Below are 14,747 nucleotides of genomic sequence, written 5' to 3' on the forward strand. Positions count from 1 at the left end.
TTTGAGTGGTTTCTGTCTGAGGAGGCTTAGATTAGAAGGGAAAATCTTCCTCGAAACTGACCCCTTCGTTTTTTTCCTGTTTTGGTTTTTCGGCCAGTTGATGCTGGCCGTGGCCGTTGACATATATGGCTCTGTATGGAGGGAGCACCGGACAAGGATATTCACAGGCCCCGCAGCCTATGCAGATGCTCTGGTCCACTTCCGGAATCAGCAGGCCGTTTTTGTAGGGTACCATGTCCACCGCCTTGGTGGGGCAGTGTTCTGAGCAGGCGCCGCAATCTGTGCCGTCGGTATGTACAATGCAGTTTTCTTTCAAAAACACCGCCACACCCAATTGGGTGAGTTGTTTTTCTTCGATGGGCAAGGGCAAAATGGCGCCAGTGGGACAAGCCTCTGCACATTTGTGGCAGTCGAAATTGCAATAGTTGGTTTCATAGTCCATAAAGGGCTGCATGAAGCCACTCAAGCCGTACTGGGTAATGGCTGGCTGCAAAACGTGGGTGGGACAGGCGGAAACGCACACGGAACAAGCGGTGCAAATATTGTTAAAACGACTCACGCTGCCGGCGCCCGGAGGGGCCGGGTAGTAGTCCCTGTCATTTAAAGTCAGATTTTGCTGCGTCGCACTGAGTTTGTTCTTCTTTAAGGCATAAATCCTGGAACCGGCCATGAGTGCCGCTCCGGTTATGAGTAGTTTTCGACGGTCATTGTCGGTTTTGTGCACCTGACTGCTCACGGGTTTTACTTCCGTCGGCTTTATTTTGGCTTTGGGTTTAATAAAACCAAAATTGAGGGCGGCATCGGGACAAACGTCCAGACAATTGAAGCAAGTCACGCAACGGCTAACATCGACCGCCTGATTCTTAATACTGATGCACTCACTTTTACAGACGGCGGCACATTTGCCGCATTTGGTGCAATTGGCCGTGTTGAAATTTACTTTGAGCAAGGCGGCTTTGGCGCCCAGGCCTAAAAATGTACCAACGGGACAAATCACGTTGCAGTAGAAGCGTCCTCTATTCCACGACAGTAGGGCAATGAACAGAAAAAGTCCAAAAACAATGGATGTTGGCAGCCATGCTGCATGATATAATTTCACATGGTGCAAGGTATAATTACCGGTGCTTTGCATCCAGGTAGCCAGGATGTTGTTGATACCTGTAACGATGGGTTCCAGCAGGTAGGAAAAGGATCTTCCGGCAATGCTGTAAGGATCGAGCCAGGCTACTATAAAGCCGAAGCCCCCCACCATGGCTACAGCATGATGCCCAAAAAGGCATAGCGCCAGATGGGATGACCCTTTTTGTATTTGAAGAAGACCTTCTTTTTCGAAACCTTTTTGGCCAGGTAGTTGATGACGTCCTGAAGGATGCCGAGCGGACAAATGGTGGAACAATAGAAGCGGCCCATGAGTAAGGTCAGCAACAAAACAATAATAAATCCTCCGGCCGTAACCAGGGATAGGGTTTGCACAAACTTTAATAGGGAGGGTACAAATTGCAGGTAGAGAATTTTTGAAAAGGTGGACTCTTCAAAATATTCATAGATATCTATAAAAAGAGCCAGGGTAAGCAATAGGAAAATGATTCCTAAGGCTACCCTGAGCTTTTTCAGGATGGAAAATAGTTGCATTCTTTAGCTGATTCTGATTCTGTTTATAGACAAACTTTCAAGATTGGTGGTGCCAAATCCCATTTCCTCAGCAATTCTGATATGGGCAATGTCCTGAGGCTTTGAGCCAAACATCAAAGTAGCAGCCGCATCCACTGCCACAATATCCGTCCCGGCCACGAGGGCCTTTAAATCCACTACGTCATCCATAGAAACGCCGCGCGGACCATTGCGGGTCATCATTCGGTAACCATCAACGATGTTTAGGTCGGGCTTGCGATACAGCAGAAAATCAGCAATACACTGGCTTAAATCGTTGCCATGGTAAAAGCGGCGATCCCAAACAACCCCCATTAGGTTTTTCATAGAAAGGGTGACGGTGGTAGAACCATGGTGCTTCAGTACCGGGACGTTGATAAATACGTCAGTGCTGAGCAACAGCTCGTGCACTTTGGTTGTTTTGAGTGATTTGCCGCCGGGGATGGTCACTTCCTTATAGTTCTGTTCGTTGTTGCCCGGAACGATGGTGCCACCGTTGGCTTTTACGGCTTCTTCAATTTGGCTGTTTTTATAGCAGCGATCCCACTGGTCGCAGGTATGGTCAAACACAAAGACATCGGATGCACCTGCTTCAAAGGCCGATTTGACAATCCTTCCGACTAACTCGGGGTTGGTGTTGGCTGCTCTTTCAGGAACGTTATCCCAGCCTATATTGGGCTTCACAAGTACGCGCTGTCCGGCTTTAACGAAACGTTTCATCCCACCCAGCGCCTCAATGGCTTTGTCGAACATGGCTGCGGGCTCGCCGCCTCTCACAGCTGCCATGTCGTAAATGCCGTCTGTTGCCGGTTTAGACGCCAATGCGTCGAAACTGCCAAATACCGGCGCCAAGGCACCTGCCAATCCTATACCTACACTTTTGGTTACAAATTCTCGTCTCTTCATATCCGTGCTTTTTGTCGTTTTAAACTTTTGTCCGTAAACAGGACTTGTATGTCCTTATATATGTGGACATTGTCTAAAAATACAATAAAACAGTTGCTTGCACCAGTACACATCCTTATTTGTAGTTGGTTTAAATAAGATTTGACTGTAAGTTTCAGTATTTGAGCTGATTATAGCATGTCTAGTTGGTTTTGCGGGCCGTGTTAATGGCTTGTTAACGGGTGGCCGCTAACCCATTATCCTTTTTATGAAACAAGGTGATAGGCAAAAGCCGCCCCCTTAATATCCTTATTAAGAGGGCGGCTCGAGATATCGGAAGAATCCTTTTTTAGTATTCCTTTTCGTCCATTATTTCACCGGATGCATCGCGGATGATCCAGGTGCCTGATTTTTTCCCCTGATCGTAGGTCATTTCGTAGCGCTGTATGCCATTCTCATCCCAAACGCCCCAAGTGCCGTGTTTGACGCCATCCAGGTAATTGGCTTCAGCCACTTTGTGGCCTGCCTCGTCCCAGGTGATCCAGGTGCCGTGCATCTTGTTTTGCCGGAAGACACGGGTTTCGTTTTTCTGGCCGCTTTCAAAATAGATGGTGGTCACCCCTTCTTTTTCACCCTTGCAACGGCCATTTCAATATGGATATTTCCTGAGGGGAAGTATTCGATGTAAGTGCCCGAATAGAGTTGACCTTTATGGTCATAGAATTTACCGTCTTCACCCTCTACCAATTGGGCATGGATGAGTGAAAATGAGGCGAAAAAGGCAAAAAATAGCAAAATTGTCTTCATGGTTTTAATCTTTAGCAGTGGCTACTCCGTTATTATCTTTGACAGAGATCATCGATTAAAAACTCCCGACATTGAATTCCTGTGTGTAGAATATAACGTAAATATAGCACTGAGGTTGTGTTTTTCCTATTAATATTTTTGGGGGCGATTCAAAAAAAACACCACTCTGATGACAGAGTGGTGCTAAATTGTTTGTTTTGAATGAATAATAGATTGTGCCTTTTAACTTATTTGTCCAAAGTTTCCATTTGAAGATTCAAAGCGTGCAGCTCGTTACTGTTGACCTTAATGGGTTTTGTTTCGTTGTTGCCGTATGAAATGTAGTTGGCCATGACTTTATATTCTCCTGCTTTCACGTTTTCAAAAACAAACTTACCATCAAAATCGGTATAGGTCTTTAAATCGGTGCCTTCTACACGTACTTCAACGCCAGTCAGTGACTCACCGGTGGTTTTATCCAATACCACACCTGTAATGGTGTTGTTCAGCGCAGGGGCTGCAGCGGGTTCTGCCGGATTGTTGGCGATGGTTACGGTGCTGATGCTACTAACATTAATGCGACCAGAATAATTGCTTTAGCTTTCATATTTTTATATTTTTAGTTTAAGTAAAGCCCATTGCAGGCTTTTTCTCTCTTTGTTCAACAGCAAAAGTAGTGCAGTCATGTTAACTGAGTATTAAATGCCGGTTATGAGTGCTTTAATAAATTGTAAAGAGAATGGTATCGCCTGATACCTGCTATACCAATTGTACATTCGTCCATTATGCCTATATTTAAGGAAGCGTAATCAAATCTCTATAAATTCGAACCATTATGGCCATGAGAAAAAAAGCATTATTTGGTATGATCCCTTTGCTGTTGCTTGCCTGTTTTCCCACATTGAACGCTCAGCAAACCTGGGCAAAAACCGGCTCATTTACCACATTTACGGATGTGGGTGAGCCTGGCATTAAAGGCCAGGCCAGTTATCGTGAGCCCGACCAAAAGTACCGGATCTCCGGTTCCGGAGAAAATATCTGGTATGGTAGGGACAGTTTTTCCCTGCTCTCAAAAAAATGAAGGGCGACTTCATCGTTCAATCCCAATTTCAGTTTTTGGGGGAGGGACATGACGCGCACCGTAAAACCGGCATCATGTTCAGAGGCTCCGTGTCGGAAGGATCGCCCATGGTGGCTTGTACGGTTCATGGGGACGGGCTGACTTCGCTACAGTTTCGAAGCGTGGAAGAGGCGGCGAAGAAGTGCGCTTAACCAGCGCCAAAGGTCTGGATGATGGTTCCGAATATTCGCCGGACGGCCAATTTATTTACTTTTGCTCCACAAGAACCGGCACCATGCAAATCTGGCGGATGGAGCCCGATGGTGCCAACCAGACGCAACTGACTTTCGATGACCTGAACGATTGGTTTCCGCATGTTTCTCCCGACAACAAGTGGCTGGTTTTTGTTTCCTTTCCCAAGGAGGTGCCGGCCGACCAGCACCCCTTTTACGAGCGGGTGTACTTGCGGCTAATGCCCATTGAAGGAGGCGAACCTAAAGTGATTGGTTACCTGTACGGTGGACAGGGAAGCATCAATGTGCCCAGCTGGTCGCCCGACAGTAAAAAAGTGGCCTTTGTCAGTAATGGTGACTAGCGTTTATTTCTTTTTCGATAATAGGCTGGAGATTGTCGCATCATTCGTTTAAAGCTCTCCCGACTATGGTCCATCGAAAGAGGGATTACCGTTTCTACAACGGTTAATGAATTTGGGGTTATATTTGGAATAAAAAAATGGATGTTATGGGACAACGAGTGGATAAAGTAAAAAGGAATAAGGGTGTTTGGTATTTGGCTCCGGGAGTAAAGAGCCATTTATTTCGACTGAATCTTTGGGGGATTCTGTTTTCTGTTCTTAGTATGGCCTCCTCTTGCAGCAGCGACGTCAGGCAAATTGATTTATCCGGAAATTGGGGCTTTGCGCTGGATTCTACGGATGTGGGTGTATCAGACAAGTGGTTTGAAAATGAACTCTCAGGGAGTGTAAAACTACCCGGGACCTTAGACGATGCTGGAATAGGAACACCCAATACCCTGATGCCAAAGCTTGAAAAGCCTCAGGTTTTACGCCTGACGCGGAAACATTCTTACACAGGGCCAGTCTGGTATCAGAAAAAAGTGCTTATTCCTGAGAATTGGAAAGGCAAGAATATAAGCCTGAAATTAGGCAGGGTCATATGGGAAAGCCGGGTTTGGATCAATGACCAGCCGGTTGGCTCGCAAGAAAGTCTCATAGCGCCACATTATTACGATCTTTCACAAGTCTTAACTCCCGGAGAACACTTGATTACCATACGGATCGATAACCGAAAGAAACACAGTATCAGTGTTCGTGAAATGGCACATGCTTATACCAACGAAACACAGATCATCTGGAACGGGGTCATCGGAGATCTCAATCTTACTGCTTCTGACCCTGTTTTTGTATCCAATATTCAGGTATACCCCGATGTGGACAATCAAAATTGCAGGGTGGTGTGCCAGGTTTCCAATCAAACTTCGCAAGAAGTAAGGGGTGTTTTGAATATCTGGAGTCAATTGAAAGGTGGAAGTGATGCCTTATCTTCACTAAACAGGGAAGTTTCTCTGGCCCCCGGCCAACAAATGGTTGAATTTATCTACCCGATGGGTGATGACATCAAGCTTTGGGATGAGTTTAATCCAAATTTATACGTCATGCATGCCAGTATTGAAGGAGACGGCTTTGCTGATCAGCACACCACGACCTTTGGTATGCGACAGATTACGAACAACGACGCTAAATTCCAAATCAATGGCCGAAGGTTGTTTCTACGTGGAACACTGGAATGTAACATATTTCCTTTAACCGGGCATCCGCCAATGGATAAGGCTGGTTGGGAAAAGGTTTTTACTACTGCCAGAGAATGGGGATTGAATCATTTGCGTTTCCATTCCTGGTGCCCGCCTAAAGCCGCCTTTGAGGTCGCCGATGAGATGGGCTTTTATCTTCAGCCTGAGTTGCCGGTATGGACCCTGGATATTGGTGAAGATATGCCCACGGTTGCGTTTTTGAAGGATGAAGCCGATCGCATGATTCGGGAATATGGTAATCATCCGTCCTTCAGTTTCTGGTGCCTGGGCAATGAATTACAAGGAGATTTTGAGATTTTAGAATCCATTTTACTGGATTTGAAAGACAGGGACAAGCGTCATTTGTATGCAACAACTGCTTATACCTTTCAGGAAGGTCATGGGAAGTGGCCCGAACCCCATGACGATTATTTTACCACGCAAATTACGAAAAAAGGCTGGGTGAGGGGTCAGGGCCTTTTCGACACGGAATACCCCAGTTTTGATAAAAAGTATACTTCATCCATTGAGGGTTTGCCGGTTCCGCTGGTTACCCACGAGATAGGGCAGTATGCCGTTTTTCCCAATTTAAGGGAGATTGATAAATACACAGGCGTTTTAGAACCTTTAAATTTCAAGGCAGTACGTGAGGATATGCAACAAAAGGGCTTGTTAGACAGAGCGGATGATTATTTGAAGGCTACCGGAAAGTTTGCGGCCATTCTCTATAAAGAAGAGATAGAACGCGCCATTAAATCGGATGGTTTAAGTGGCTATCAGCTTCTTGATTTGCATGATTTTCCGGGACAAGGTACAGCACTTGTTGGTTTATTGGATGCTTTTTGGGAAAACAAAGGAGTAATAAGTTCTGAAGAATACCGGCAATTTTCTGCGCCGGTTGTACCTTTTGCCAATTTTCCAAAAGCAGTTTATCTGAATAATGAGGAGTTTTCTGCTGTATTGGCCGTCTCCAACTATTCTGATACCATACTACCAGGTGGGGAAATATCCTGGGAGCTGACATCCACAATGAGTGATTTCAGAGAGAGTGGCATTGTCAAAGCACCTGAGATAAATATCGGTGCCAATTCTGATCTGGGAACAATTTCCGCCAAATTGAATGAGATTAATAAGGCAGAAAAACTAAATCTGGAAGTAACAGTTGGTGATTATGCCAATAGCTGGGATGTGTGGGTTTATCCGGCGGAACTAAATACCGTAATGGGAGATGTATTATACACCAGAGACTTGTCCGAAGCGTCCAAAGCTTTGGATGAAGGCAGAAAGGTTCTTTTCAATCCTGATTTTAACAAGATAAATGGTTTGGAAGGTAAATTTGTTCCTGTTTTCTGGAGTCCGGTTCATTTCCCGAATCAGGCAGGAACTATGGGTTTACTTTGTGATCCGACCCATGCTGCGTTTAATGATTTTCCCACGGATGCTCATTCTAACTGGCAGTGGTGGGACCTGTGCAAACAGTCCCGTGTTGTTTCAATTGACAGTATTCCCGGCGCCGATCCGATTTTGATTAATATAGATAATTTTAATCGGAACAGCAGTTTGTCATCCATTTTTGAAACAAAGGTGGGAACAGGAAAATTGCTTTTCTGTACCATGGATTTATCTACGGACATGTCCAACCGTCCGGTAGCCAGGCAATTGTTGCACAGTTTATTGAACTATGTGAAGGGTGAAAGTTTCCATCCTTCAGGAGATGCATCCATTAATGAAATCGTTTCACTTATTAGCAGAAGTGAATCGGACATCAACAACGGAAGCATTTACGACTAATGATAAAATTTGAGAAAGGTTGATCCGCTAAAAAAAAACCGGCCCATCATCGATGGACCGGGATTTTTTTCTGAATAGATATCATTCACTGTGGGTTGTACTGGATTCGAACCAGTGACCCCTACCCTGTCAAGGTAATGCTCTAAACCAACTGAGCTAACAACCCCTTTGTTGTGGTGCAAATGTAAGGGAAATTTCTAAAAATGCGGTGCTTCCTAAACAAAAAAAGATCCCTGATTAAGGACCTTTTTTTGAGATTTTTCTTCGGGCTGATTTTTAAGGAAAGGCTTTTTGCGTTTCGGGGACAAATATAGACATAAATTAACACCAAGCCAAATCCCGGGGGTGATTATTTTTCTTCTGTAGCTCTTTTGGCATCCAGATCGGCAATGATTTCCTCCATTTTTTGGTCGCTCAGCTTGTAAAAAATCATAAACAAACCTGAAATAAGTGCGGCAATGCCCGGCACATAGCTCATCATGTACTTAATGCCCTTAATGGTTTCAGGTGCCTGTTCCACATTGGCCTGAAATCCGTAGAGCGCCAACAGCCAAAGGGTGATGGAACCACCCAGGGTCCATCCCAGTTTTTGCGTCATGCTGGAGGCTGAAAAGACCAAACCGGTGGCCCGTCGGCCCGTCTGCCACTGCGAGTAGTCGGCCGTATCGGCATACATCGACCACAACAAGGGGAAAATAATACCGGCACAGAAGCTGATGAGGGCCTGCAGGATGTAAATAAGGTAGAGGCTGTCGCGGGTCACAAAGTTGAAGAAAACACTTAGAATGGCGGCGCCAAACATGGCATACATAAAGGTTTTGCGCTTGCCAGAATGGCAGAGACCGGTTTGGCCATTATCACACCAATCATGTTGGTGGCCTGACCCAGGAACAGGTAAAAGGTGCTGTAGGCAAAGGTCATTTTGGAAAAGGCCACGGCCGATTCACGGGAAAAATCATCGCTGATGTAGTATTTAAAATAGTACATGGCTACACCATCCCGCACCGAGTTGAAAATGAGGGTGGCGACACCGGCCCCTAACAGGACAAACCAGGGAATGTTTTTCCCCAGATTTTTGAGATCTTCTTTGAGGTTGTTCTTCTGGTCTTTGGGTGGGGTGATGCGTTCCCGGGTCCACGAGAAGGTCATCAGGAAAAAGCCGATGGCAATGACCCCTATCACCACCATGGTGAGCTGGTAAGCCGTTGACACCGGGACCATTCCGCCGAAGAAGTCTACCATGGGTTGAAAGATGGCGACCACCAGCAGACTACCCCCGAAGGCAAAAATCATGCGGTAGGAGGCAAAGCTCGTGCGCTCATTGCCATTGGCCGTCATTACGCCCAGCAGACTGGCATACGGCACGTTGATGGCCGTATAGGCCATCATCATGAGTGTGTAGGATATGTAGGCATAAACAATTTTGCCGGTCAGATCGAGATCGGGCGTGGTAAAAAGCAGCACCCCGATAATGGCAAAGGGGAAGGCCACCCATAACAGGTAGGGCCTGAATTTGCCCCAGCGGGTCTTGGTGCGGTCGCCAATGATGCCCATAATGGGGTCGTTGGCGGTATCCCAAATTCGGGTCACCAGAAACATGGTACCTGCTGCGGCGGCGGGTATGCCAAATACATCGGTATAGAAAATGGCCAGATAGAAGGTGAAAATCTTCCAGAACATGGATGAGGCTGCATCGCCAAATCCATAAGCTATTTTTTCTTTGAGCGTGACTTTAGTAATGGTCATACGAGTTGAATTGATTTTTAGGTAACAATAGATCGTAAGGTTATTAGATCATTAGGTTGATAGGTAAAGGGATGACTGTTTTATTCGACTGGTCAATTCCATGAGGGCCCGGGTATTGTGATAGGGGCATTTCCAGAACCCCCCTTTGGGGGCCGTCAATTCTGGTTTTCCTGTTGCATCGATGCTTAAGAACCATTCGCCGTTTTCCCGATCGATGAGGTTTTGCTCAATGTAGGCCCATAAAGCATACACCTTTTCCAGGTACAGCGGTTGGCCGGATATTTGCCAGGCATCCATGAAACCAACCATGCCTTCGGCCTGCACCCACCAGTGGCGGTCCTGATCCAGATGACCGGAAGATAAGTCTTTTTCATAAAAGATGGAACCATCGCTTGAACATCCTTCGCGCAAGGTGACCTCGGCCATACGCAGACTCATGGCCTGCACTTCTTTGAGCAATTGTGGGTCGCCCAACACCTCCGCGGCTTCATGTAAAAGCCAGGCCCCTTCAATATCGTGGCCATAGGATACCATATTGGATTTGACCGTCCAGTCCCTTTCAAAGAAAAGTTGGAAGTGGGCGGTGGTGTTATCAATGATTTTATCCAGAAAAACACGGATGAGTGCCTCCATTTTTTGTCCCAGCTCCGCCTTGGGCCACACACGAAACAGGTTGGTATAGGGCTCAATGATGTGCAGATGGGTGTTCATCGACTTGGGCTCATTGGCATCCTTGGGACTCAGGCGCATATCTTCCATGGGGCCCCACTCCCGTGAAAGGGCTTCGAGGTAGCCGCCATGAACCGGATCGGCACTGTGTTTTTCAATCAGATGGTACAGTTCAAGGGCATAATCCAGGCTCTCCTGCTTGTGGGTGGCTTTATAGTATTCCGACAAACCATAGATGCCAAAGCCTTGGGCATAAATTTGCTTGCGGCCATCCAGCAGCTCCCCTTTGTGGTTGAGACTCCAGAAAAGGCCGCCATGCGTTTTGTCCCAGAAGTGGTCGATGAGGTATTGATAAGCGCGATGGGCCACCTGAAGGTAGGCCTCCTCCTTTAAAAAGTTGTAGGCGGAGGAGAAGGTCCACAGGATGCGTGCATTCAGCACAAGGCCTTTGGGGGCTGATGGAACGGCCTTTCCCCGGCGATCCATCTCTCCGTAAAATCCTCCAAACGCCTGATCGATGGAGTGTTCCTGCCAAAACTGAAGGATGTCTTTATACCCTTCTATTAATGACGTTTTAAAAGTATGTGACAATGCTTGCATGGTGTTGAATGGTCGGTGAATCAGATGTATTTTTGGTTGTTGTCAACCAGTTGGTTGATGCGCTCTACAGAAGCAGCGCTTGTGAGGTCGTCCTGGGGGGTGTTCAAACAATAATCCACCAGTTGCTCCAGACTTGAAACGGCGACGTGCATGCGGGTGTCGGATGAGGCATAATAGATGAATACCTTTCCATCGTCATCGGCGATCCATCCGTTGGAAAATACCACATTGGACACATCTCCCACGCGCTCTGCTTCCAGCGGAGCGATAAAATGTCCGGCCGGTTTGTGGGTAATGACCCAGGGCTTTTCCAAATCTGTCATGAACACATACAAAGTATAACGTAGTCCCGCCGCCGTATTTCTAACCCCGTGGGCCAGTTGCAGCCAGCCGTTTTCCGTTCGGATGGGGGCAGGGCCCAGACCGTTTTTGACTTCGTAGATGGTGTGATAGGTTTTGGCATCCACGATGACTTCCTCCCTGACTTCGGCTTTGGTGATGCTTTTTGACAGACCAAAGCCGATGCCGCCGCCTTTGCCGGTATCAATGAAACCGTCCTGGGGACGTGTGTAAAAGGCATATTGACCTTCAATCAGATGCGGAAACAACACCACGTTGCGTTGTTGTCCGGTAGTGGAAATTAAATCGGGCAGGCGCTCCCAGGCGATTAAGTCCTTGGTCCGGGCAATCCCTGCTGCTGCCACGGCGCTGCTGGTGTCGCCCTTGGGTGCCGATGGGTCTTTGCGTTCGGTGCAGAATACGCCGTAGATATAGCCATCATCGTGTGGTGTCAGGCGCATGTCGTACACATTGGTGTCCGGTTCATCGTTTTGGGGCAGCGTGATGGGGCGGTCCCAGAAGCGGAAATTGTCAATGCCATTCGGACTTTCGGCGATGGCAAAGAAGGATTTTCGGTCGTTGCCCTCCACGCGCACCGCTAAAAGATACTTGCCCTTCCATTTGATGGCACCGGCATTGAAGGTGGCATTAAAGCCAATGCGCTCCATGAAATGCGGGTTCGTTTCCGGGTTCATGTCAAATCGCCAGTGCAAGGGAATATGGTCGCGGGTCAGAATGGGGTTTTTGTATCTGCTGTAAACACCGTTTGTGCTGAAGAGCGCTTCGTTGGACTTTTCTAACAGTTGTTCATGCGTCGCCCGGATATGTTGAAAGCGACTCGTAAAAGAATTGTTTGGCATAATGGTATGTTATTTTGTTTTTTACTTGTTTGAGGGTGAGACCTTTATTCTTTGTCCGTGGTATAGGCTGACCAGTCCTTTAATAACCAGATGTTTTCCTGTTTCACGAAGGCCTTAAAATCTTCGGCTGCCGGATGCCCGGTGTGCGGTACATAAAAGTGGCTCAGGTCGTGGTTGCGCCATACCATGGCATAGGTTGTTTTACGGGTCCACTCAGAAGCGTTGATCAGGGCACCTAAGGTTTCTGTGTACCAGTTTTCGTCACCAATACCGTCGAGGCCGGTTTCTGTAAAGGCAGCCACTTTGCCGGTCTGGTCGGCATACTTCGCCACAATCTCCAGCTTTTGGATGGCCGCCTGCAGTCCGGTTGCTCCCTGACTCAGATCGTAATAATTGTCCACCCCAATGATGTCGACCAGGTCATCGCCCGGGTACCAGGTGAGATATTCTTCCTGCGAATTAAAATGGCGGTCGGGCGAGTAGGCCGTCAGAAAATTAGTGACGCCATTTTTGTGCAGATATTCGATGCTGAAGCGGAATAGTGCTTTTAATTCTTCGGGTGTTGTCAATGAGGCGCCCCACCAGAACCAGCTGCCATCCATTTCATGCCAGGGTCGGAAAATAAATGGGATGCTTCGCCTTCCCCGGTTTTGAGTGCTTTGAAAAAGGCAACGACCTTATCCAGGTGGTCCAGAAAGACCTCGTGGTGGGAACCACCGGGCAGGATGTGTCGAACGACCACCTCATCGGTTTCCCAGGAACTTTTGGTGCTGTCCACGGCCGAATAGGGGTGCCAGCTAAAGGTATTCACCGCGCCATTTTTGTGTGCCCAAAGGGCCAGTTCCCGCATGGTATCAAAAGGCACCTGGTCGAGGTTCACCGCATGGCCCAATTCTATACCGCCCAACTCCCAACCGAACAGGGCCGGATAATCACCGGCCAGACGCTTCACGTCTGACTCCCCTTCCACATACTTCCAGCCAATGCCATAGGCCAAATCGTCCTGGTGGCCAAAGAGGGTGGCTTCTCCGGCCATGGACTGCAGGTTTTCAAATAGTACTTGGGAGGAAGATTTAGGTGCTTCCTCTTTGGCTTGGGACTGGCACGACAACAGGGTGGCCATCCACACATCACGACCGGGTATCCCGATACTCAGTTTTTTGGAGGTGGTGCCCTGGTCTTTTTTGGCCCAGACATCACGAATGCTATGGGTGGATTTTGAAAAATCCACCTGTCGGTTAAATACCTCGTCGGTAATCACATGGTCTTTCCAGTCGAAGGACACATCAATGGCTGCATCCCCCCTGTTAAGAAACATCACGGCCCATTGGTTTTCGCTTAAAGGTTTAAACCAGATTTCCAGGTCGCCATCTACCAGGTAGCGGAAAGCCTGAATCGCCAGTTTGTCCTGGTTAACGGCAATCACCTCATCGTTGGTGAGTATTTCGAGGGTTTCTTCGGTCATGTTGCGCAGGTCGTTTCCGGATATAAGGGGTGCCGATAGCATGGCCCAAATGGAGAAATGGCCCCGGTCTTCGTTGACACTCATTCCGTTACCAACCTGCAGCATATCGGGGTCATTATAGTGACCGGGGCCTGATACTTTCGGATGTTGAATTCGCGGTGCATGTCCAGTATTTTCAAAATGCCCCAGGACGACCAGTCACCATGGCTGTGTTCGCAGTCCCAGCAGTTGTATATATCTCCGGTGGTGCGCCAAAGGTGTCCTACTTCACGGGCCCATTCCCAAGGTTTATTGTGGCCCCAGTCGCACAGGCTGAAAACGATGGGTCTGCCGGCTTCTTTGAGTGCCTGACTCATGGTGGTATAAGCGCCAATTCCCGTCAGGCCTTCGGTATCGCACCAGTCATACTTTAAATAGTCGATGCCCCAGGAGGCATAGGTTTTGGCATCCTGGTATTCATGTCCCCGACTCCCGGGGTAACCGGCACAAGTTGTGTTGCCGGCATCTGAGTAGATGCCGAACTTTAAGCCTTTGGCGTGGATATAATCTGCCAAGGCCTTCATCCCTGAAGGAAAGCGATCGGGATCTGCCTGGATAAAGCCCAGACTGTCCCGTTGGGCGTGCCAGCAGTCGTCAATCACAATGTACTCGTAACCGGCATCTCTCATACCCGTTTCAACCATGGCATCCGCCATTTGGCGGATCATGTCTTCATTAATTTCGCACTGAAATTTGTTCCAGCTGTTCCAGCCCATTGGTGGGGTCAGGGCCAAATTTTCAAATTTCTGCGCATGTGGATTCAACGCCAATATCATCAGTGCCATAAATGTCAAAAGACTTGTCTTCATGTTGCCGGCTTTAAAAGATTAATAAGATCGGTATCTGCCAAAAAGCGGGGTGTAAAGGGGGTGGGCCAATGAGGTGTTTTAACGGCTGCAAATTAGATGGAAAACCCCTTCGCAACAAATACAATTCTATCACTTACTTATAAGATTATAAATCCGGCCATTTATCTGCCGACCTCTATTTTTAAGGTCTTAATTATTATTCCCTTAGAAGGCTTGTTCAACCTTTTTTGATGAATGCC

Annotated in this window: 17 protein-coding genes and 1 tRNA gene; 4 read left to right on the plus strand and 14 right to left on the minus strand. The window is 47.5% G+C overall.

What is annotated here, in order from left to right; all coding sequences use genetic code 11:
* Window positions 1-31 precede the first annotated feature (31 nt).
* The 6 genes from JCM15548_RS01815 to JCM15548_RS01830 form a co-directional block, all read right to left on the minus strand.
* Window positions 32-1,252 carry a 4Fe-4S binding protein gene (locus tag JCM15548_RS01815; RefSeq protein WP_227625334.1) on the minus strand — a complete coding sequence of 407 codons (1,221 nt, stop codon included), beginning with the start codon at window positions 1,250-1,252 and terminating at the stop codon, window positions 32-34.
* A 2-nt stretch (window positions 1,253-1,254) separates the two neighbouring features.
* Window positions 1,255-1,632 carry a 4Fe-4S binding protein gene (locus JCM15548_RS22595; RefSeq protein ID WP_227625335.1) on the minus strand — a complete coding sequence of 126 codons (378 nt, stop codon included), beginning with the start codon at window positions 1,630-1,632 and terminating at the stop codon, window positions 1,255-1,257.
* Between the two features lie 3 nt (window positions 1,633-1,635).
* Complete coding sequence (locus JCM15548_RS01820; RefSeq protein WP_062122181.1) at window positions 1,636-2,556, minus strand: DUF362 domain-containing protein; 921 nt, start codon at window positions 2,554-2,556, stop codon at window positions 1,636-1,638.
* A gap of 328 nt (window positions 2,557-2,884) precedes the next feature.
* A complete protein-coding gene (locus JCM15548_RS22600; RefSeq protein ID WP_227625336.1) occupies window positions 2,885-3,154 on the minus strand; it encodes a toxin-antitoxin system YwqK family antitoxin in 270 nt (89 codons plus the stop codon).
* Entirely contained in the window at window positions 3,151-3,342 is a 192-nt protein-coding gene (locus tag JCM15548_RS22605; RefSeq protein WP_227625337.1) for a hypothetical protein, read from the minus strand. Before JCM15548_RS22605 ends, JCM15548_RS22600 begins: the two co-directional genes overlap by 4 nt.
* 227 nt (window positions 3,343-3,569) lie before the next feature.
* Complete coding sequence (locus JCM15548_RS01830; RefSeq protein WP_227625338.1) at window positions 3,570-3,809, minus strand: beta-sandwich domain-containing protein; 240 nt, start codon at window positions 3,807-3,809, stop codon at window positions 3,570-3,572.
* Between the two features lie 353 nt (window positions 3,810-4,162).
* Here JCM15548_RS01830 and JCM15548_RS01835 point away from each other — a divergent pair, with 353 nt between their 5' ends.
* From JCM15548_RS01835 to JCM15548_RS01850, 4 genes are all read left to right on the plus strand, one after another.
* Complete coding sequence (locus tag JCM15548_RS01835) at window positions 4,163-4,402, plus strand: hypothetical protein (RefSeq protein WP_157482317.1); 240 nt, start codon at window positions 4,163-4,165, stop codon at window positions 4,400-4,402.
* The gene (locus JCM15548_RS21425; protein ID WP_062122183.1) at window positions 4,399-4,593 is read left to right on the plus strand and encodes a hypothetical protein; all 195 of its coding nucleotides are present in this window, start codon (window positions 4,399-4,401) and stop codon (window positions 4,591-4,593) included. Before JCM15548_RS01835 ends, JCM15548_RS21425 begins: the two co-directional genes overlap by 4 nt.
* The gene (locus tag JCM15548_RS01845) at window positions 4,584-4,976 is read left to right on the plus strand and encodes a TolB family protein (protein WP_062122184.1); all 393 of its coding nucleotides are present in this window, start codon (window positions 4,584-4,586) and stop codon (window positions 4,974-4,976) included. The genes JCM15548_RS21425 and JCM15548_RS01845 overlap by 10 nt, the downstream gene beginning before the upstream one ends.
* Before the next feature lie 146 nt (window positions 4,977-5,122).
* Entirely contained in the window at window positions 5,123-7,981 is a 2,859-nt protein-coding gene (locus tag JCM15548_RS01850; RefSeq protein ID WP_083984923.1) for a DUF8487 domain-containing protein, read from the plus strand.
* A gap of 91 nt (window positions 7,982-8,072) precedes the next feature.
* On the opposite strand, the gene JCM15548_RS01855 is transcribed toward JCM15548_RS01850, so the two are convergent.
* From JCM15548_RS01855 to JCM15548_RS01880, 8 genes are all read right to left on the minus strand, one after another.
* Window positions 8,073-8,147 (minus strand) — tRNA-Val (locus JCM15548_RS01855).
* 183 nt (window positions 8,148-8,330) lie between these two features.
* Complete coding sequence (locus JCM15548_RS22610; RefSeq protein WP_262486851.1) at window positions 8,331-8,792, minus strand: MFS transporter; 462 nt, start codon at window positions 8,790-8,792, stop codon at window positions 8,331-8,333.
* Window positions 8,762-9,727, minus strand: coding sequence for an MFS transporter (locus tag JCM15548_RS01860; RefSeq protein WP_227625339.1), 966 nt, complete (start codon window positions 9,725-9,727; stop codon window positions 8,762-8,764). Before JCM15548_RS01860 ends, JCM15548_RS22610 begins: the two co-directional genes overlap by 31 nt.
* Window positions 9,728-9,778: 51 nt before the next feature.
* The gene (locus JCM15548_RS01865) at window positions 9,779-10,996 is read right to left on the minus strand and encodes an AGE family epimerase/isomerase (RefSeq protein ID WP_062122185.1); all 1,218 of its coding nucleotides are present in this window, start codon (window positions 10,994-10,996) and stop codon (window positions 9,779-9,781) included.
* A gap of 20 nt (window positions 10,997-11,016) precedes the next feature.
* Window positions 11,017-12,195, minus strand: coding sequence for a glycoside hydrolase family 130 protein (locus JCM15548_RS01870; protein WP_062122186.1), 1,179 nt, complete (start codon window positions 12,193-12,195; stop codon window positions 11,017-11,019).
* Window positions 12,196-12,239: 44 nt separating this feature from the next.
* Window positions 12,240-12,797, minus strand: a complete 558-nt coding sequence (locus tag JCM15548_RS22615; protein WP_083984913.1) for a glycoside hydrolase family 26 protein — start codon at window positions 12,795-12,797, stop codon at window positions 12,240-12,242.
* On the minus strand, window positions 12,761-13,765 hold the full coding sequence (locus tag JCM15548_RS22620; protein ID WP_262486852.1) for a hypothetical protein: 1,005 nt from the start codon (window positions 13,763-13,765) through the stop codon (window positions 12,761-12,763). The genes JCM15548_RS22615 and JCM15548_RS22620 overlap by 37 nt, the downstream gene beginning before the upstream one ends.
* The gene (locus JCM15548_RS01880) at window positions 13,741-14,508 is read right to left on the minus strand and encodes a glycoside hydrolase family 27 protein (protein WP_262486853.1); all 768 of its coding nucleotides are present in this window, start codon (window positions 14,506-14,508) and stop codon (window positions 13,741-13,743) included. Before JCM15548_RS01880 ends, JCM15548_RS22620 begins: the two co-directional genes overlap by 25 nt.
* Window positions 14,509-14,747 lie beyond the last annotated feature (239 nt).

This window comes from Geofilum rubicundum JCM 15548 (genome assembly GCF_000974365.1).
Lineage (GTDB): Bacteria > Bacteroidota > Bacteroidia > Bacteroidales > Marinilabiliaceae > Geofilum > Geofilum rubicundum.